At 68.5% G+C, this 17,497-nt stretch carries 19 protein-coding genes; 9 read left to right on the top strand and 10 right to left on the bottom strand.

What is annotated here, in order from left to right; all coding sequences use genetic code 11:
* Positions 1-2: 2 nt before the first annotated feature.
* Positions 3-215 carry a DUF6477 family protein gene (locus tag RX333_RS05695; RefSeq protein ID WP_316013958.1) on the bottom strand — a complete coding sequence of 71 codons (213 nt, stop codon included), beginning with the start codon at positions 213-215 and terminating at the stop codon, positions 3-5.
* Between the two features lie 230 nt (positions 216-445).
* On the opposite strand from RX333_RS05695, the gene RX333_RS05690 reads away from it, so the two are divergent.
* Both RX333_RS05690 and RX333_RS05685 read left to right on the top strand, forming a co-directional pair.
* Entirely contained in the window at positions 446-1,534 is a 1,089-nt protein-coding gene (locus RX333_RS05690; protein WP_316013957.1) for a DUF6456 domain-containing protein, read from the top strand.
* Positions 1,535-1,608: 74 nt separating this feature from the next.
* The gene (locus RX333_RS05685) at positions 1,609-2,058 is read left to right on the top strand and encodes a hypothetical protein (RefSeq protein ID WP_316013956.1); all 450 of its coding nucleotides are present in this window, start codon (positions 1,609-1,611) and stop codon (positions 2,056-2,058) included.
* A gap of 48 nt (positions 2,059-2,106) precedes the next feature.
* Here RX333_RS05685 and tpiA read toward each other — a convergent pair whose 3' ends face one another.
* From tpiA to RX333_RS05670, 3 genes are read right to left on the bottom strand one after another with little or no spacing between them, the layout of a single operon-like run.
* On the bottom strand, positions 2,107-2,844 hold the full coding sequence (gene tpiA, locus RX333_RS05680) for a triose-phosphate isomerase (protein ID WP_410056051.1): 738 nt from the start codon (positions 2,842-2,844) through the stop codon (positions 2,107-2,109).
* 59 nt (positions 2,845-2,903) lie between these two features.
* Complete coding sequence (locus RX333_RS05675) at positions 2,904-3,254, bottom strand: iron-sulfur cluster assembly accessory protein (protein ID WP_316013955.1); 351 nt, start codon at positions 3,252-3,254, stop codon at positions 2,904-2,906.
* Positions 3,255-3,307: 53 nt separating this feature from the next.
* Positions 3,308-4,141, bottom strand: coding sequence for a LysR family transcriptional regulator (locus tag RX333_RS05670; protein WP_316013954.1), 834 nt, complete (start codon positions 4,139-4,141; stop codon positions 3,308-3,310).
* Positions 4,142-4,228: 87 nt separating this feature from the next.
* Between RX333_RS05670 and RX333_RS05665 the strand changes: the two genes are divergently transcribed.
* Positions 4,229-4,366 (top strand): hypothetical protein, encoded by a 138-nt coding sequence (locus RX333_RS05665; RefSeq protein WP_316013953.1) that lies wholly within the window; start codon positions 4,229-4,231, stop codon positions 4,364-4,366.
* Here the strand turns inward: RX333_RS05665 and RX333_RS05660 are convergent, their stop codons facing one another.
* Positions 4,367-5,602: a glycerophosphodiester phosphodiesterase family protein gene (locus RX333_RS05660; protein ID WP_316013952.1), complete on the bottom strand. Its 1,236-nt coding sequence runs from the start codon at positions 5,600-5,602 to the stop codon at positions 4,367-4,369.
* A 292-nt stretch (positions 5,603-5,894) separates the two neighbouring features.
* Here RX333_RS05660 and RX333_RS05655 point away from each other — a divergent pair, with 292 nt between their 5' ends.
* From RX333_RS05655 to RX333_RS05640, 4 genes are read left to right on the top strand one after another with little or no spacing between them, the layout of a single operon-like run.
* Positions 5,895-6,062 (top strand): hypothetical protein, encoded by a 168-nt coding sequence (locus RX333_RS05655; protein ID WP_316013951.1) that lies wholly within the window; start codon positions 5,895-5,897, stop codon positions 6,060-6,062.
* A gap of 38 nt (positions 6,063-6,100) precedes the next feature.
* Positions 6,101-7,666, top strand: coding sequence for a glutamine-hydrolyzing GMP synthase (gene guaA, locus RX333_RS05650; protein WP_316013950.1), 1,566 nt, complete (start codon positions 6,101-6,103; stop codon positions 7,664-7,666).
* Between the two features lie 35 nt (positions 7,667-7,701).
* The gene (locus RX333_RS05645; RefSeq protein WP_410056050.1) at positions 7,702-8,118 is read left to right on the top strand and encodes a GNAT family N-acetyltransferase; all 417 of its coding nucleotides are present in this window, start codon (positions 7,702-7,704) and stop codon (positions 8,116-8,118) included.
* Between the two features lie 40 nt (positions 8,119-8,158).
* Positions 8,159-9,937: an ABC transporter ATP-binding protein gene (locus RX333_RS05640; RefSeq protein ID WP_316013948.1), complete on the top strand. Its 1,779-nt coding sequence runs from the start codon at positions 8,159-8,161 to the stop codon at positions 9,935-9,937.
* Positions 9,938-10,225: 288 nt separating this feature from the next.
* Here RX333_RS05640 and RX333_RS05635 read toward each other — a convergent pair whose 3' ends face one another.
* Positions 10,226-11,302: an anhydro-N-acetylmuramic acid kinase gene (locus tag RX333_RS05635; RefSeq protein ID WP_316013947.1), complete on the bottom strand. Its 1,077-nt coding sequence runs from the start codon at positions 11,300-11,302 to the stop codon at positions 10,226-10,228.
* A gap of 73 nt (positions 11,303-11,375) precedes the next feature.
* Between RX333_RS05635 and tyrS the strand changes: the two genes are divergently transcribed.
* A complete protein-coding gene (gene tyrS / locus RX333_RS05630) occupies positions 11,376-12,608 on the top strand; it encodes a tyrosine--tRNA ligase (protein ID WP_316013946.1) in 1,233 nt (410 codons plus the stop codon).
* A 290-nt stretch (positions 12,609-12,898) separates the two neighbouring features.
* Here tyrS and RX333_RS05625 read toward each other — a convergent pair whose 3' ends face one another.
* The 4 genes from RX333_RS05625 to RX333_RS05610 all read right to left on the bottom strand — a co-directional run bounded on the left by RX333_RS05625 (position 12,899) and on the right by RX333_RS05610 (position 16,715).
* Positions 12,899-13,885: an aldose epimerase family protein gene (locus tag RX333_RS05625; protein ID WP_316013945.1), complete on the bottom strand. Its 987-nt coding sequence runs from the start codon at positions 13,883-13,885 to the stop codon at positions 12,899-12,901.
* A gap of 190 nt (positions 13,886-14,075) precedes the next feature.
* Positions 14,076-15,086, bottom strand: a complete 1,011-nt coding sequence (locus tag RX333_RS05620) for an Ldh family oxidoreductase (protein WP_316013944.1) — start codon at positions 15,084-15,086, stop codon at positions 14,076-14,078.
* Positions 15,087-15,243: 157 nt separating this feature from the next.
* Positions 15,244-16,422: a UxaA family hydrolase gene (locus RX333_RS05615; protein WP_316013943.1), complete on the bottom strand. Its 1,179-nt coding sequence runs from the start codon at positions 16,420-16,422 to the stop codon at positions 15,244-15,246.
* A 2-nt stretch (positions 16,423-16,424) separates the two neighbouring features.
* Positions 16,425-16,715: a UxaA family hydrolase gene (locus RX333_RS05610; protein ID WP_316013942.1), complete on the bottom strand. Its 291-nt coding sequence runs from the start codon at positions 16,713-16,715 to the stop codon at positions 16,425-16,427.
* Positions 16,716-16,790: 75 nt separating this feature from the next.
* Between RX333_RS05610 and RX333_RS05605 the strand changes: the two genes are divergently transcribed.
* On the top strand, positions 16,791-17,492 hold the full coding sequence (locus RX333_RS05605; RefSeq protein ID WP_316013941.1) for a GntR family transcriptional regulator: 702 nt from the start codon (positions 16,791-16,793) through the stop codon (positions 17,490-17,492).
* Positions 17,493-17,497 lie beyond the last annotated feature (5 nt).

Below are 17,497 nucleotides of genomic sequence, written 5' to 3'. Positions count from 1 at the left end.
CCTCAGACCTTCGCGGCACGCTGGCCGGCCAACAGGGCGGCCAGCGTCGCGAGATGCTCCATCGGAGAATAGCCCGCCTGCCCCTGTCGGCGGGCGGCGTCGAGTGCTGCCTCGCGCTCCGACAGCTTCGCGATCTCCTGCGGCGCACCCGTGAGGCTGCGCGCCATGTCGCGTGCGGCACGGATCAGGATGCGGGGGCGTGTGGAAATGGTCATCGAATGAATCCCTTGCTGGTAAATGCGTGGGATCGATGCTGCCCGCCATCCGCGAGGTGTTGCGCGATTAACGGATCGGCGCGCGTTGGTAAGGGTTGTTAAGACTCTGGAAAGATTCGGCGCCTAATCCTTGTGTCACCGACGATTTCAAGAACCTGCATTTTCACGCACCAACCATTTTCAGACCGGACATTCAGACCTTGACCCTTTCTCCTTCTGCCCCGTTCGCCGTGGCAGGACACGCCCCCGGATTGCCCGGCGACGTGCCCCTGCATTATCTCGGCTACCTTGCGCATGTCGGCCTGTCGGTGCCGCTGCGGGGGCTCGCCCGTCAGACGGGGCATGCCGCCTCGACCTTCTGCCGGGCGGTCGCGCGGGTCGAGCGGTGGCGCGAGGATCCCCTCCTCGACCGCTGCTTGACCCGCGCGGAGGATCGCCTGAGACGGGGCGCGGTCGCAGATCATCCGGCAAAGGAGATCATGAACATGACCCGCACCGCACTGGACAACCGCATCACCGACGCCGAAATCGCCCGTGAGGCGCGCCGCATCCTGCGCCGCCTTGGCGAAAGCGGCGCCTTCCTCGCCCTCGCCAAGGGCATGGACACCGCCGTCGTCTTCCGAACGCAGGGCGACGCCACCACCCGCATCGCAACCTGCCCCGTCACCGCGGTCGAGGCGTTCCGCGTGCGCGACTGGATCGCGCCGCAGGGCAAGGGTCGCGTGATGCGCTACGCCATCACCGCCGGCGGGCGTGGCGCGCTCGCCCGGATGCTGGAACAGGACGCCGCGGCGAAGCGCGCGCGGGAGGCCGATCCCTTCGCAGCACAGCACCACGTCGCGGGGACGCGCGCGGTGATGGAGGGCGACGCGCCCGCGAACCTCGCCGTCAACCTCGCCGAAAGCCCGCTCGCCCTGCTCGCCCGTCGCAAGGGCCGCGACGGCAAGCCCTTCCTCAACCCCGAGGAGCTGGAGGCGGGCGAGCGTCTGCGCGAGGAGTTCGAGCGCGCCCAGATGGGCCCGCGCGTCGGGCAGAACTGGGACCGCTTCCTCGCCCCGCTCGACGGCGGTGCGGGCTCGGCCTCGGACCCGCTGGCCGGGCCGCAGGACGCGCGCGACCGGGTGCAGGCGGCCTTCGGCGCGCTGGGGCCGGGACTTGCGGATGTGGCAATGCGCTGCTGCTGCTTTCTCGAAGGGCTGGAAACGGCGGAGCGTCGGCTCGGCTGGTCGGCCCGTTCGGGCAAGGTGGTGTTGAAGATCGCCCTCGGCCGTCTCGCCCAGCATTACGGCCTGCGTCGCACCGCGCCGATGGGCCTCTGACCGGCTTTGTTGCGCCGCAACATAAATTCATGCTATCGTTGCGGCGCAATCATTCCAATCCGGGAGGATCCCGAATGCAGTCCCTGCCCCAGATCCTCGCCCCGCGCCGGGGCGAGACCGTGATCGACTACTGGATGAGCCTGTCGCCCGCCGCCCCGTTGTTCGGCATCGACTGGCGGTTCTCGCCGATGTTCTGGCACGGCCCCGCCGAAACCCGGCACATGCCCGCCGCCGAGAGTGCCGCGCTCTTGACCGAGGGCGATCCGATGGAGGCCGTCGAGGCCGCCACCGACGCGATGGAAGATGCGGCGGATGAGGCCGCCGACGACCTGACGCAGCTCAAGGGCGTCGGCCCCAAGCTCGCCGCCGAGCTCAACGAGATGGGCCTGACCACCTTCGCCCAGATCGCCGAGATGACCGAGGCGAACATTCAGGAGCTCAGCGCCCAGCTCTCCGCCTTCCGCGACCGTCCGATGCGCGACGACTGGGTCGGCCAGGCGCGCAAGCTGATGGGCGCGGACTGAGTATTTCAGCCAATCCGAAGGGGGCGGCCCGCGCCGCCCCGCTCGGGATCACGCGGCGGCGATGATCGCGCCGAAATCGGCGGCCTTCAGCGAGGCGCCGCCGATCAGGCCGCCATTCACGTTCTCCACGGCGAGGATCTCCGCCGCGTTGCCAGGCTTCATCGACCCGCCATAGAGCAGGCGCACGGACGCGCCGTCGCTCAGCCGGTCCTTCAGGTCATCTCGCAGCGCGTCGTGCATCTGGGCGATGTCGGCGATCTCGGGCACGCGCCCCGTGCCGATGGCCCAGACCGGCTCGTAGGCGATGACGGTATTCTCCGCGGTGGCCCCCGCCGGCAGCGAGGCGGCGAGCTGGCCAAGAACGACGTCGAGCGCGCGGCCTGCGTCGCGCTCCTCCTCCGTCTCCCCGATGCAGACGATGGCGATCAGGCCCGCGCGCAGCGCCGCCTCCGCCTTCGCCTTCACCGCCGCATCATCCTCACCATGATCGGCGCGCCGCTCGGAATGGCCGACGATGACGGCGGAACCGCCCGCATCGGCGATCATCTCCGCCGACAGATCGCCCGTATGCGCGCCGCTTTCCGCCGCGTGGCAGTCCTGCGCGCCGACCATCATGGGATGGCCCTGCACCGCCGCGACCATCGCGCCGATCAGCGTGGCGGGCGGGCAGATCAGCACGTCGCAGGCGGGCGCGGCCTGCGCCTCGCGCAGCGCGTGCACCTCCCCCAGCGAGGCCGCGAGGCCGTTCATCTTCCAGTTCCCGGCGATGAGGGGGCGAATCGTCATGAGCGGCTCTCCTTTGCGTCAGTCAGCCGCCAACCTAAGGCGACGGGGCGTGCCCGCCACTACATGCCCTCGAACTTGATCGATTCACCGCATCCGCAGGCTTCGGTCACGTTGGGATTGTTGAACTCGAACCCGCTTTCGAGAAGCGCGGTCTTGTAGTCGATCTCGGTCCCGAACAGGAACATCTGCGCCATCGGTGCGATCATCACGCGGGCGCCGTCCTGCTCGACCACCTCGTCATGCGGGTCGATCTCGTCCACATAGTCCATCGTGTACTCCATGCCCGCGCAGCCGCCTTTCTTGACGCCGACGCGCAGGCCCTTGGTGCCGCCCTTTTCCATCAGTCGGCGGATCTGGGCGGCGGCCCGGTCGGTCATGGTGACGGCCTGCTTGCCGGGGATGGCGAACATGCGAACTCTCCTCGAATACCTGAGCGGGAAGATAAGGATTGCGCCCGCCAGCCTCAACCCCGCCCGCCCGAGAGGTAGGCCCCGAGCGCATCGAGTGCCGCACGGATCGGCGGGTCGTGGCGCGCCTCATGATGGCTGACGAGCCACTCCTCGGAGGCCAGCTCCGCGATCGGGTCCGAGACCCGCACCAGACCCGGTTCCGCATCGCCGGCGAAGGTCGGCAGAACCGTCCGTCCCAGCCCCGCCTGCGCCAGTTCCAGCCGCAGGGCTGCGGAATTGGCCAGCGTCACGAACGCGTCCGCGTGATGCGCCTGCATCCACGCTTCCGAAGGCAGCGGATGCGTCTCGACGCTCGCGCCGATCCAGCCCGTGACCTCCGGCGCCGTGGCATAGACCGCATAGGCAACCGCGCCCGTCCGCCGCCCGGCGAGCCAGGGCTGCTCGGGCCGCCGGTTGCGCACGCCGATGTCGATCTCGCGCCGCGCGATGTCCATGTCGAGGTTGCACTGCACGAACTCCGGCACCCAGGGCGCGTCGGGGCTCCAGTAGTGCCGCAGGTCGCGCGCCAGCCGCCGCGCCGTCCAGGTCCCGGCCGAGAGGCGCACCCGCACCGGCCCGCCCGACGCCGTGCGCCAATGTTCGATCTCGGCGGCGGCTTCCTCCATCCGCGCGGCCCGGTCCATTAGCGCGCGCCCCTCGCCGGTGGGCGTGTAGCCCTCGGCCCCGTGCACGAAGAGCCTGCGTCCGATGCGGGCCTCCAGCGCCTTCATCCGCCGCGACAGGGTCGGCGCGCTCGCCCCCGTCACCTCCGCCGCGCGGGTCAGGCTCCGGTTGCGGGCCACCGCGGCGAAGAGCGCGAGGTCGTCCCATCCGATCCGGTCTTTCATTTCCGAAACTCCCCCTGCGATCCCGTCCGTTTCCGGCGCGGGGTCGCGCCGTCATCCTCGGCACAGGATAGCGACAGGAGACAAACCATGCGTAGCCCCTACGACCATGCCGAGATGCAGCATCTGCGAAAAGGTGCTTCCGAATATGAAAAGGAGCAGGCCTGGTTCGGCCTGCTCCGCGCGCGCGCCCGTCGCCCGCTCTGGCGACGGCTTCTGGGTCTGTGATCAGAGGCCCATGCAGTTGGCGTAATAGGTCACGGTCGCCGGCCAGTCGGAGAAGATACCGACGACGCCGACATCCTGCGCCAGCACATCGATGACCTCGTACATCATGCCGTCGCCGCCCTCGGCCACCGCGTCCGTGACGGACTGGTAGTACCAGCCCCCGCCCGAGGCGAGCGGGCCGGAGCGTTCGATGGTCCAGGTGATGATATCGAGGCCCGCGGCCTTAGCCTCCTCGGCATAGACCGACGGCACGATCTCGCCCGCGTCGTCCAGCGTCAGCAGCATCCAGGTCGGCGGCGCGATGTAGTTCACGCCCATATCGGCCAGTTCCTGCATCGTCGGCTTGAAGGTCGCCGCGTCCATCGGGTCGATCAGGCCCTCGTCCTCGTCCTCGGCCTCGTAGCGATCGTCGAGATAGACCGCCTGCGCGCCGAATTCCGGCTCGTTCTCGATCCAGTAGAGCACGTCCGACAGATCGAAGCTCTGCGCCCAGACGCGCGACGGGTCGATGCCCGCCTCGCGGTACTCGTCGATCATCTTCTGCGCGTAATCCTCCTGGCTGAAGCCGTCATGCGGCATCTCGACGGAAGGGGCCTTCAGCTCGGGCGTGAAATCCGCGCCCAGCTCGTCGAACAGCGCGATGGACTCGGCATGGGTCATCAGCGTGCCGGTCGTGGCGTAGAGATCCGTGCGCCAGGCGGCGGTGCCGTCCATGTAGCCCGCGACATCCGCCGCGGTGTCGTCGGCGGCGTCCATCTTGCCGTTCAGCGTTCGGAACTCGGCCAAGGTGATGTCGGAGGTGCGGCACTCGGCGCTGGCGGGCGCATCGGCGGTGGCACCGGTGAAGCCGGTCGTACACTCGGACGCGAGGTCGGTGGCGAGGATATCGGTCGTGGTGTGCAGGTCGTTCTGCGCGTGACGGCAGACCAGCTCGTGATCCTCGGTAAAGGTCACGTCGCATTCCAGGATGCCCGCGCCCATGCGCGCCGCGGCCCGATTCGATTCGACCGTATGCTCGGGGAACTGCATCGGCGCGCCGCGATGCCCGATCGAGAAGGCGGTGCGCTCGAACGGTCCCTCGCACGCGGCGAGACGGTCGCGCAGCGCGCCCTCCTCCATGCGGTCGACGAGGAAATAGGGCCGCGGGCCGAGGTCGACGGCAGGCCCCGCACCTTGCGCGACGGCGCAGGTGGCGGCGGTGGACAGAAGGATCGTGTGGATCAGCAGGCGAGTCATGTCTCTCTCCAATTGGATGACGTGACGCGGACGCTCGCCGCCAGCGATGACAGCTTCGTGTCGGGTCCGCGACCGTTCGGTGTCGGTCGCGGACGGGCGCAACGAATCACCTGCTTGCGACCGCAGGACACCTCAGGGTTGAAAGAGGATGAGAACGAGCGTCCGCCACACACCCCCAGATTGCAAAATGCCCGGTTCGGGCCCCGCGTTAACCCCTCGGTATCGCTGCGCACATATCCAAGGCTCCAGTTGTGCGACCTTCCCCTAGGTCACTTGAGTGGAGACGCGTGTCATGATCCAGATTGCAGCCGCCCTCGTCTTTGCCAGCTACAGCCTTCTGGGCCTGCTGGTGCTCGCCATCGGACCCGTCCTGCCGGGCCTTCCGATCCTGCTGGGATGCGTCGCCATCGGGGCCTGGGTGCACCGCCGCATGACGACCCGCCTGCGCGCCGCAGCCTGAGGCTTGCCAGCCCGCCCGTCCTGGCCTATCGGGTGGCCATGACAGAGATCGCGCACGAACACGACCGCCTCCTCATCATCGACTTCGGCTCGCAGGTCACGCAGCTCATCGCGCGGCGCCTGCGGGAGCTGAACGTCTATTGCGAGATTCACCCCTTCAACCTGGTGGACGACGCCTTCCTCGACAGCTTCGCGCCCAAGGCCGTGATCCTGTCGGGCGGGCCGGCAAGCGTTCCCGACGAAGGCTCCCCGCGCCCGCCGATGAAGGTGTTCGAGCTCGGCGTGCCGGTGCTGGGCATCTGCTACGGCCAGCAGGTGATGATGCAGATGCTGGGCGGCAAGGTGCTGCGCGGTCAGGGCACGGCGGAGTTCGGGCGCGCCTACGTGACCCCCGCCGAAGCCCGCATCGACCTTTTGAACGGCTGGTTCCTCGACCGCGAGCAGGTCTGGATGAGCCACGGCGACCACGTGTCCGAGCTCGCCCCCGGCTTCACCGTCTACGGCACCTCGCCGAACGCTCCCTACGCGATCACCGCCGATCTCGACCGCCGCTTCTACGCCGTGCAGTTCCATCCGGAGGTGCACCACACCCCCAACGGCCGCACGCTGTTCGAGAATTTCATCCGCGACGCGGGCTTCACCGGCGACTGGACGATGGGCGCCTATCGCGAGGAGGCGATCCGCCTGATCCGCGAGCAGGTGGGCGACGGCAAGGTCATCTGCGCCCTGTCTGGCGGCGTCGACTCGTCCGTCGCCGCGATCCTGATCCACGAGGCGATCGGAGAGCAGCTGACCTGCGTCTTCGTCGACCACGGCCTGATGCGCAAGAACGAGGCCGAGGAAGTCGTCGGCATGTTCCGCGAGCATTACAACCTGCCGCTGATCCACGCCGACGAGGCGGACCTGTTCCTGGGGCGGCTCGAAGGCGTCTCCGACCCCGAGACCAAGCGCAAGATCATCGGCGGCCTGTTCATCGACGTGTTCGAGAAGCACGCGCAGGAGATCGGCGGCGCGGATTTCCTCGCGCAGGGCACGCTCTACCCCGACGTGATCGAGAGCGTCAGCTTCTCCGGCGGGCCCTCCGTCACGATCAAGAGCCACCACAATGTCGGCGGCCTGCCCGAGCGGATGAACATGCAGCTGGTCGAGCCGCTGCGCGAGCTCTTCAAGGACGAGGTCCGCGCGCTGGGACGCGAGCTGGGCCTGCCCGACAGCTTCATCGGGCGCCACCCCTTCCCCGGCCCCGGCCTCGCCATCCGCTGCCCCGGCGAGATCACGCGCGCCAAGCTCGACATCCTGCGCGAGGCGGATGCGGTCTATATCGACCAGATCCGCCGCCACGGTCTCTATGACGAGATCTGGCAGGCCTTCGTCGCGATCCTGCCGGTGCGCACCGTGGGCGTGATGGGCGACGGGCGCACCTACGACTACGCCTGCGCCCTGCGCGCGGTGACGAGCGTGGATGGCATGACCGCCGACTATTACCCCTTCTCCCACGATTTCCTGGGCGAGACGGCGACCCGCATCATCAACGAGGTGCCGGGAATCAACCGCGTGACCTACGACATCACCTCCAAGCCGCCGGGCACCATCGAGTGGGAGTGACGCTCAGGCGGCTCGGCAGCGACGACATCGCCCCGATGAGGGCGCTGAATGTGCTCTTCGCCGCGGCGTTCGAGGATCCTGACAGCTACGTCCCCGAGCCTGACGACGCCTATTTGCATCGGGTCCTCGGCAAATCCGACACGCTCGTGCTGGTGGCACTCGAGGGGGAGGATGTCGTCGGCGGACTGGTCGGCTATCTCTTGGAGAAGCTGGAGCAGGCGCGGGCGGAGTTCTACATCTACGACCTCGCGGTCGAGGCACGTCACCGTCGCAAGGGCATCGCCACCCGCCTGATCGAGGAAGCCGGGCACCGCGCGGCGCGCATGGGCGCCTGGGTCAGTTTCGTGCAGGCCGATCACGTCGATCCACCCGCCATCGCGCTCTACACCAAGCTCGGCACGCGCGAAGAGGTGCTGCATTTCGACATCCCCATCCCGCGTCGGGGCGATTGACCCCTTTCCCTTTCGCGACCGACACGCCATGTCACCCCGCATGAGCGAGAGACCCGCCCCCCTGCCCCGACCCACCGTGGCCGACGTGCCCACCTGGGCGATGACCAAGCGCCTGCTGGGCGAGAACGCCCGACAGCACTGGGTCGGCTACCTCGTCGGCTTCCTCTTGCTGACCCTCGCCTCCGCCATGACGGGCCTCACCGCCTGGGTGATGGAGGACGTCATCAACGAGGTCTTCATCGAGCCCAGCCGCGCGGTGATCTGGGGCGTCGCAAGCAGCGTCATCCTGATATTCCTGATCAGGGGGCTCGCCACCTATGCCTCCGCGGTGCTGCTGGCGCGCATCGGCAACCGCATCGTCGCGCGACTGCAGGCGCGGATGTTCGAGCGGTTGCAGGCGCAGAGCCTCGGCTGGCTCGACGGGCAGGAGATCGGCGACCTCGTCGTGCGCTTCCAGACAGGCGTCACCTCCGCGCGCAACGCCATCCAGATGCTGGTGCAATCGGTCGGGCGCGACGTCCTGACCCTGGTCGCTCTGGTCGTGGTGATGATCATCCAGGACCCGGTGATGGCCTTCATCGCGTTGGTGATCGCACCTCCGGCCGTCATCACCATCGTCACCATCATGCGGCGCATGACCAGCGTGGCCCGTGACGAGTTCACCTCCATCGGCCGCCTGATCGGACTGGTCAAGGAGGCCGTGCTGGGCGCGCGCGTGGTCAAGTCCTACACGGCGGAGGCGCGTCTGGGCGCCGAGATGGACGGCGTCATCCAGCGCGTGCGCAAGCTCAACGACAAGATCGCCCGGCTGTCGAACCTGACCTCTCCGATCATGGACATTCTCGGCGGCTTCGCCTTCGCCGCGATCGTGGTCTATGGCGGCACGCGCATCGCGGCGGGCACGCTCGACGCGGGCTCGCTGTTCTCGTTCATCACCGCCTTCCTGCTCGCCTACGACCCGGCCAAGAAGCTCGGCAAGTTCAACGTGGACTATCAAAAGTATCTCGTGGGCGTGCGCATGGTCTACGACATCCTCGATGCCGAGCCCGATGGCAGCGAGGCGCGCGGCGGCACGGCGATCGACATAAGCGACGGGTCGGTGCGGTTCCGCGATGTCGGCTTCGCCTATGGCGACACGCCGATCCTGCGCGGGCTCGACCTCGACATCCCTGCCCACTCCGTCGCGGCACTGGTCGGCCCATCGGGCGGGGGCAAGTCCACGGCGCTCGCGATGATCTCGCGGCTCTTTGCGCCACAATCGGGCCGGATCGAAGTGGACGGGCAGGACATCGCCGAGCTCGACGCCGCCGCCCTGCGCCGCGCGGTGGCCGTGGTGGGGCAGGATGCCTTCCTCTTCGACACGACGATCGCCGACAATATCCGCCTGGGCCGCCCCGATGCCACGGATGCCGAGGTCGAGGCCGCCGCCCGCGCCGCCAATGCGCACGATTTCATCCTCGAACAACCCGAGGGCTACGCCACGCAGGTCGGCGAGGGCGGCGGGCGGCTGTCGGGCGGCCAGCGCCAGCGCATCTCCATCGCGCGCGCGATGCTCAAGGACGCGCCGATCCTGCTGCTGGACGAGCCGACGGCGGCGCTCGACACCATGTCCGAGCGCGCGGTGATGGATGCGATCGAGCGCCTGATGCAGGGGCGCACGGTCATCATGATCGCTCACCGCCTCAGCACGATCCGCGACGCCGACGAGATCCACGTCATCGCCGAGGGGCGCCGGGTCGAGAATGGCACGCATGACGCGCTGATGGCGCAGGGCGGCCTCTACCGGACCCTGCACGACACGCAGTCGGGCGGGGAGTGAGGATCGACCGGGTTATGATTTCAGGAGGGCTGACGTCGAGCGATGCGCATCGACGGGCCGCGGCGCGGCGATCCACGGCCCGAGCATGGCACTTTATGGCCGCCAAGTCCGCACGACCTCTCGACGTCACGCCTAGATAACCAAATCGCCGTGCCGGGGGGCGGGTCACGCCGGAGGCGTGCCTTCGGCACGACCGATGCGCGCGCCCTCGGCTTGATTCCGCGCGGGGGCGAGCGCTTCGTGCCCCGCAGCAGGACGGTCCGCGACCATTTTCACCTCGTTCGACGCTCACCCCGGATAGCTCACCCGCCCCCCGCAGACCGGCGCGGCGCAGCCCGTCGTCATCGGTGCCGAGGTCGGCAGCCCCGCCATCACCCGTGCTGCGAGATAGGCGAAGGCCTGCGCCTCCAGCATGTCGCCATCGAGCCCCACGGCCTCCACCGGATCGACCTCGCCCACCAACGCGGTGCCGAGCCAGGCCATCATGGTCGCGTTGCGCCGTCCGCCGCCGCAGACCAGCCAGCGCGCGGGTGGCTCGGGCAGATGGCGCTGCGCGGCCTGCACCGAATGGATGGTGAAGGCGGTCAGGAACGCAGCACCGTCGCGCGTCTCCATCCCCCGCGCGGCCTGCGCCACCGGGCGGAACGCGTTGCGGTCGAGCGACTTGGGCGGCGCGAGATCGAAATAGGGATCGTCGAACAGCGCGCGATCCCCGCCCCGCATCCCCCAGATCGCCGCTCCGCCCGACCGATCCTGCGGCACGCCCGTCCGCTCCTGCATGAAATCGTCGATCAGCGCATTCGCGGGCCCCGTATCGAAGGCGACCAGCGCCCCCGGCGCTTCGGGCCGCGCCACGGTCGGATCGACCCAGGTGACGTTGCCCACGCCCCCGAGGTTCAGGAACGCCACCGGCTCGTCCAGCCCCGCCCACCGCGCACAGGCATGGTGGAAGAACGGGGCCAGCGGCGCGCCCTGCCCGCCCGCCGCCATGTCCGCCGAGCGGAAATCCCACACCACCGGCACCCCCAGGGTTGCCGCCAGCGCCGCCCCGTCGCCGAGCTGGTGCGTCCGCGCCCTGCCCGGATCATGGGCCAGCGTCTGCCCGTGGAACCCCACCAGCTCCGCCCCCGGCAACGCTTGCACCGCCTCGATATGCCGCCGCTCTACGATCTCCGCCGTGGCGGCGAGCGCGTTGCTCTCACCCGGCCACTGGCCCTGTGCGGCAACCAGCGCCTCGCGCTCGCCGGGTGCGTAATCCACGAAATAGGCGTTGCCGAACCCCAGGATCCGCTCGCCATCCGTCTCCAGCAGTGCCGCGTCCACCCCGTCCATCGACGTGCCGCTCATCAGTCCCACGACCCGCATCGCCCGGCCCTTTCCAATCGCCCATCGTTCGGGCATACATCGCGGGCCTTCCCAGACGCAACGGATGCGACAGATGACCTACCAGCCGCGAAGCGAGTTCCTCCGCGTGATGATCGAGCGGGGTTTCCTGCAGGATTGCACGGATATGGAGGGGCTGGACGAAGCCCTCCTGAACGGTGTCGTGCCCGGCTATATCGGCTTCGACTGCACGGCGGATTCCCTGCATGTCGGCCACCTGACGCAGATCATGATGCTGCGCTGGCTGCAAAAGACGGGGCACAAGCCGATCACCCTGATGGGCGGCGGCACCACCAAGATCGGCGATCCCAGCGGCAAGGACGAGGCGCGCCAGTTGCTGACCTCCGAGCAGATCGCCGCCAACATGGCCGGCATTCGCGACGTGTTCGACAAGTATCTCGACTTCGGCGAGGGAGAGACGGACGCCGTCCAGCCCGACAATGCCGAATGGCTCGACCAGCTCAACTACGTCGCCTTCCTGCGCGATTACGGGCGGCATTTCACGATCAACCGGATGCTCAGCTTCGACAGCGTCAAGCTGCGCCTCGACCGCGAGCAGCCGCTGACCTTCCTCGAGTTCAACTACATGCTCCTGCAGGCCTACGACTTCATGGAGCTCAACAGCCGCTATGGCTGCGCGCTGCAGATGGGCGGCTCGGACCAGTGGGGCAACATCGTCAACGGTATCGACCTGACGCGCCGCATCAACCGCAAGCAGGTCTTCGGCCTGACCACGCCGCTGCTGACCAAGGCGGACGGCTCGAAGATGGGCAAATCCGCCTCGGGTGCTGTCTGGCTCAACGCCGACCGTCTGAGCCCCTACGAGTTCTGGCAGTTCTGGCGCAACACGCTGGACGCGGATGTCGGCAAGTTCCTGCGCCTCTTCACCGAGCTGCCGATCGACGAATGCGACCGGCTGGCGGCACTCGACGGGGCGAGCATAAACGAGGCGAAGATCCGGCTGGCCAACGAGGTCACGACTCTGGCCCACGGGCCGCAGGCCGCGGCCGAGGCCGAAGCGACGGCCCGCGAGGTGTTCGAGCGCGGCGGCATGGACGACAACCTGCCCACGGTCGAGTTGCCGCGCGCCGAGATCTCGATGGCCCAGCTCTTCGTGCAGGCGGGTCTCGCCAGTTCCGGCAAGGAGGCCAAGCGCCTGATCGCCGAGGGCGGGGCGAAGATCGACGACGCCACCGTCACCGATCCCGGCGCGATGCTCGACCTGATCGCCGAGCACAAGCTGAGCGCGGGCAAGAAACGCCACGTCCGCGTCCGCCCGTCGGAGTGACGACACTCCCCGGCCCCCGAGCCGGGGCCGTCCGATCATTATGCGCAAGCGCGGACTCAAGCCGAAAGCGCCGCGCATCGCCGGGCCGCCCCCCGGCACGGCGATATGGTCGATGGAGGCGCGACGTTCGTAGGTCTGACGGACTTGGCCGACATAAACTGCCATGTTCCGATGTCGGATCGCCGCACCGCGGCCCAACGCTGCGCGGCGGTGTTCCACATCTTGATCCGATGCCGACGTGCAGGTTGACGTTGTGCCCCCGCCTACCGAGCCGGGGCCGACCCAATCCCTCACCCCTGCGCGATATCCACCCCCAGCCGCTGCCGGTAAGGCGCATCCGGCGACGCGATGATCCCGGGCCAGCCGGGATTGTTCAGCGTATCGGGAAAGTGCTGCGGCTCGACCGCAAAGCCCTGATAGCCGTCCGTCCGCAAGCCGTCATGGTGGTCCACATCGAAGCGGAAATGCCAGGCGTTGAACACCTGCAGGCCCGGCTGGTCCGTCCACATTTGCATCACCACGCCATTGTCGGGATTGCTCAGCGTGCAGGCAGGCACCTCCGCCGGGCGTCCCTCCTCCAGCACCAGATTGATGTCGATCCCATCCTCCGCCGGGTCCGCCTCGCGCGAGGAGCGTGGCACCCGGAAGTCATAGCGCGTACCTTCGACGCCCGCGATCTCGCCCGTGGGTCGCAGGCTCTCGTCGGTCGGTGTGTACTGCGCCGCCGCCGCGTGGAAGACGAGGTCGCGCACGCCTTCGGCCCCCAGCGTGTAGTAGTTGTGCTGCGCCAGGTTGATCGGCGTGCGCCGGTCGGGCACCGCCGTCATCTCCATGTCGAGCCGTGTGCCCTCCAGCCGCATCTCCACCGTGAACTCCACCGCCCCCGGATAGCCCATGTGCCCGTCGGGCGAGCGGTGCGTCAGCCGCACATGCGGCCCGTCCGCCTCCATCTCCCAGATGCGGGAGCCGAGCCCCTCCGGCCCGCCATGCAGGTGATGCTCCTTGCCGCCGGTGTCGAGCTGGTAGTCCAAGCCGTCGAGCGTGAAGCGCCCGAACCCCGTTCGGTTCGCCACCCGCCCCGCAATGGTGCCATGCGCGCGCGCATGCGCCAGATGGTCCTCCAAGGTCGGGAAGCCCAGCACCATCGCCCGCTCGACGCCCGCGATGCGCCAGTCGGTGATCGCGGCCCCGAGGCTCATCACCGTGACCCGCGCCGCGCCGCTGTCGAGCGTATGGGCATGCATCGCCTGCCCGTTCACCTCACCGATCCGCTCCATCCTGCTCTCCCGTTAACCTTCATCTTCCTGAAAATACGCAAAATCAACGGCTTGCCCGAAGGCGGCCGTTAACGATCTGCCTCGCGCGTCCCCGCGGGGAAACGCAAACCCGCATGGCCCGGCAAGCCGCGCACCCGTTTCCCCGCGGGGAAATGGTCAACCGTCCTGACCCGCCCCGCGATCTAGCCCGTCATCCCTGTCCGGCAATCGCGCGGATGCGGTCGAGCAAGGCCGTCTCCAGCCGCAGCCCGTCCCGCGCCGCCGCCGCCCGCGCGTCGAGCCGCCGGGTCCCCGGCATCCGCGCGCCCTCGATCCCGTCATAGATCGCCGCCAGCGCCGCCATGCGGTCGCCGAATGCCCCGCCGGAGGCCGCGCCGGGGTCGATGGCAAGGATCGCCTGCCCCAGATCCGGCGCGTCCCCTTCCGCGTCGAACAGCGACGACGCCTCCGTTCCGAAGGCCGCACCCGCGAGGCAGGCGCTCATCACCTCGACCATAAGCGCCAGCGCCGCGCCCTTCGCGCCGCCCATCGGCGCGACCGTGCCCTTCAGCGCCGTCTCGGGATCGGTGGTCGGCTGCCCGTCGGGGCCGAGCGCCCAGCCCTCGGGGATGCTGTCGCGCCCCGCCTCGCGCGCAGCCAAGATCTTCCCCCGCGCCACGGTCGTGGTCGCCATGTCGATCACCAGCGGCGCAGGGCTCATGGGTGCGGCGAAGGCGATGGGGTTGGTGCCCAGCACCGGCGCGGTCGCCCCCCAGGGGGCCATCGCCTTCGGCGCATTGCCATAGACGAAGGCGACCAGCCCTTCCTCGGCCAATGCCTCGCAATGATGCCCCGCCACGCCGAAATGGTGGGAGCGATGGATCGTGCAGGCCGCGATCCCCTGCGCCCGCGCCCGCGCCGCCAGTTCCGGCAGCGCGAGGTCGAAGGCCGGATAGGCGAAGCCGTGCCCCGCATCGACGCGGAACAGGCCGGGCCGCACATCCTCGATGGTCGGCTTCGCATGGCCCCGCACCTTCCCCGCCGCCGATTGCGCGGTGTAGGAGGGAATGCGGCTCAACCCATGCCCGCCCTGCCCGTCGGCCTGCGCCCGGATCAGCGCGCGCGCCGTGCTCGCCGCATTCTCGGGCGATGCGTCGGAGGCGATGAGCGCCGCGGTGGCGAGCGCCTCGGCCTCCTCCAGCGTCAGGGTTTCGTGGGTCATGGTATATCTCCTTCGCGAGCGCGCCCACCCCGACCCTCCCCCGCGGGGCGGGAAAGGGAGCGACAGGCGCGAGCCGGACGCCGTGCATCGGGTGTGAGTCGTCGCGGGCTTGGTAGCATCCTCTCCCGCCCGGCGGGAGAGGAAGGAGGCGAGGGCGTTACGCCGAGCGGTAGAGCTTGGTCATCACGAACTCCCGATGCCCCAGCGCCTCCGCCGCCGTGTGACGTCCATTGGCGGTGCGGCGGATCATGTCGATCAGCGCGTCGCCCGCCTGGTCGATGGTCTGCTCGCGCGTCAGCACGCCGGTCACGTCCACGTCGATATGCTCGGCCATCGTGCGCAGCGTGCGCGGGTTGCCCGAGATCTTGATGACCGGCACGATCGGGTTGCCCACCACGTTGCCCTGCCCGGTGGGGAAGGTGTGGATGACGTAACCCGCCGCCGCCATCAGCGTCACGCATTCCGCCGCCGCCGAGGACGTGTCCATGAAATAGAGCCCTGGCCCCTTCGCCGGTGCCTCCGCCGCGTCGAGCGCGTCGATATAGGTGCACTCCCGCCCGATCTTCTCCAGGTTGCCGAGCGCCTTTTCCTCGATGGTCGTCAGCCCGCCGAGGATGTTGCCCTTGGTCGGCTGGCTGTCGGAGAGGTCGGAGGTCTTGTGCGCCTCGATCACGTCGTCCTGGTAGGCCTGGAAGATCTTCATGAACTTCTCGCCCGCCTCGTCCGTGGCGGCCCGCTTACGGCAGATATGCTCGGCCCCCGTGATCTCCGAGGTCTCGCCGAACACGCCGTAGAGCCCGTGCGGGATCAGCTTGTCATACATGTTGCCCACGGTCGGGCAGGACGACAGGCCCGTGGTCGTGTCGCTCTCCCCGCACTTGGTCGAGACCCAGAGGTCGGTGAGCGGGCATTCCTCCTTCTGCAATTCGGTCGCCCAGTGGACGAACTCCTTGGCCTTCCAGCTCGCCGCGCGGATCGTCTCGAAATCGCCCTTCTGCTCGATGGAAAACTCGGCGACCGGCTTGCCGGTCTCGCGGATGCCGTCGGCGATCACCCTGGTCCATTCGGGCTCGATCCCGATGACGACCACGGCGGCCACGTTGGGGTTCGCGCCCGTGCCGATCATCGTGCGGAAATGCAGGTCGAGATCGGCGCCGAATTGCAGGCGGCCATAGGAATGGGGCAGCGCCATCGTGCCCTTGACGTTGTTGGCCACCGCCTCGCACGCGGCGTTCGAGATGTCGTCCACCGGCAGGATCACGACATGGTTGCGCACGCCGACGCGGCCATTCTCGCGCCGCCAGGCCATCACGGTTTCTTGCGTTGCGTCGAACATGCTCACCACCTCTTCGTCTTGCAATTATGGGTGTGGACGTGCTCGCCCTTGCCCGCGGCACCCACCATGCGGCCGATATCCTCGCCGTATTTCACCACTGTGTCGCCTTCGGTCAGATCCTTCAGCGCGACCTTGTGCCCGATGGGAATGTCAGCCTTCGCAACGAGTTGGAAGTCGGAGTTGTCATGGGTCACGACGCAAAGCATCTCGGTGCCCGCGCTCAAGCCCTCGACCACGACGACGCCGACATTGTCGTCGTGGTCGTGCACCAGAAGGTGGGGTTTGTCCGGCATCGTGCGGTCCTTTCGGTTGTGACGGGGTCGTGTCTTCTATAAGATGTCTTCTACATGACTTGCAAGGATCACGCGATGCCCGCCCCCCTCTACCTGCAAATCCGCGAGACGCTGATCGACCGCATGGCGCGGGGCGAATTCCGGCCCGGTGAGGCCCTGCCCAGCGAGTTCGCGCTGGCTGCCGAGCTGAAGGTCAGTCAGGGCACGGTGCGCAAGGCGCTCGACACGCTCGCGAACGACAACCTCGTCCTGCGCCGTCAGGGGCGCGGTACCTTCGTGCCAGAGACGACGGTGGAGCGGGCCCTCTTCCGCTTCTTCCGCCTGACCGGCCCGGAGGGGGAAAGCCTGATCCCCCAGCCGCTGAGCGAGAAGGTGACGCGCCGCACCGCGCCTGCCCGCATCGCCGAGCGTCTGGGACTGGCCGACGGGGCGAAGGTGCTGCGCATCCGCCGCGTTCGGGCGCTGAACGGAGCCCCCGCAACGCTGGAAGACATCTGGCTCGACCCCGCCATCCTGCCGGTGCGGGCAGAGGGGGCGTTGCCCAACGCCCTCTACACCCATTACCAGCGGTCGCACGGCATTTCGGTCGCGCGGGCGGAGGACTGGCTGTCGGCCGCCGCCGCCCCGCGCAAGGTGGAGAAGGCGCTCGGCTGCCCCGCCGGCACCCCGGTGCTGATGGCACGGCGAGATGCGTTCGACATAACCGGGCGAAAGGTGGAAACGCGCGAAAGCTGGTTCCTGACCGACGGGATCGGCTACGCGGCCAGCCTCGCCTGACCCCC

The sequence above is a fragment of the Roseobacter sp. HKCCA0434 genome, from assembly GCF_032464675.1.
Classification (GTDB): Bacteria; Pseudomonadota; Alphaproteobacteria; order Rhodobacterales; family Rhodobacteraceae; genus Pontivivens.
This window is presented reverse-complemented; position numbering and strand designations above follow the sequence as displayed.

Coding starts and splice junctions, on each gene's coding strand:
- RX333_RS05675 (WP_316013955.1), bottom strand. CDS start 3,254: ATGTTCGCCATCCCCGGCAAGCAGGCCGTCACCATGACCGACCGGGCC.
- RX333_RS05670 (WP_316013954.1), bottom strand. CDS start 4,141: ATGAAAGACCGGATCGGATGGGACGACCTCGCGCTCTTCGCCGCGGTG.
- tpiA (WP_410056051.1), bottom strand. CDS start 2,844: ATGACGATTCGCCCCCTCATCGCCGGGAACTGGAAGATGAACGGCCTC.
- tyrS (WP_316013946.1), top strand. CDS start 11,376: ATGACCTACCAGCCGCGAAGCGAGTTCCTCCGCGTGATGATCGAGCGG.
- RX333_RS05695 (WP_316013958.1), bottom strand. CDS start 215: ATGACCATTTCCACACGCCCCCGCATCCTGATCCGTGCCGCACGCGAC.
- guaA (WP_316013950.1), top strand. CDS start 6,101: ATGACAGAGATCGCGCACGAACACGACCGCCTCCTCATCATCGACTTC.
- RX333_RS05605 (WP_316013941.1), top strand. CDS start 16,791: ATGCCCGCCCCCCTCTACCTGCAAATCCGCGAGACGCTGATCGACCGC.
- RX333_RS05620 (WP_316013944.1), bottom strand. CDS start 15,086: ATGACCCACGAAACCCTGACGCTGGAGGAGGCCGAGGCGCTCGCCACC.
- RX333_RS05625 (WP_316013945.1), bottom strand. CDS start 13,885: ATGGAGCGGATCGGTGAGGTGAACGGGCAGGCGATGCATGCCCATACG.
- RX333_RS05610 (WP_316013942.1), bottom strand. CDS start 16,715: ATGCCGGACAAACCCCACCTTCTGGTGCACGACCACGACGACAATGTC.
- RX333_RS05635 (WP_316013947.1), bottom strand. CDS start 11,302: ATGCGGGTCGTGGGACTGATGAGCGGCACGTCGATGGACGGGGTGGAC.
- RX333_RS05685 (WP_316013956.1), top strand. CDS start 1,609: ATGCAGTCCCTGCCCCAGATCCTCGCCCCGCGCCGGGGCGAGACCGTG.
- RX333_RS05640 (WP_316013948.1), top strand. CDS start 8,159: ATGAGCGAGAGACCCGCCCCCCTGCCCCGACCCACCGTGGCCGACGTG.
- RX333_RS05660 (WP_316013952.1), bottom strand. CDS start 5,602: ATGACTCGCCTGCTGATCCACACGATCCTTCTGTCCACCGCCGCCACC.
- RX333_RS05665 (WP_316013953.1), top strand. CDS start 4,229: ATGCGTAGCCCCTACGACCATGCCGAGATGCAGCATCTGCGAAAAGGT.
- RX333_RS05645 (WP_410056050.1), top strand. CDS start 7,702: ATGAGGGCGCTGAATGTGCTCTTCGCCGCGGCGTTCGAGGATCCTGAC.
- RX333_RS05655 (WP_316013951.1), top strand. CDS start 5,895: ATGATCCAGATTGCAGCCGCCCTCGTCTTTGCCAGCTACAGCCTTCTG.
- RX333_RS05615 (WP_316013943.1), bottom strand. CDS start 16,422: ATGTTCGACGCAACGCAAGAAACCGTGATGGCCTGGCGGCGCGAGAAT.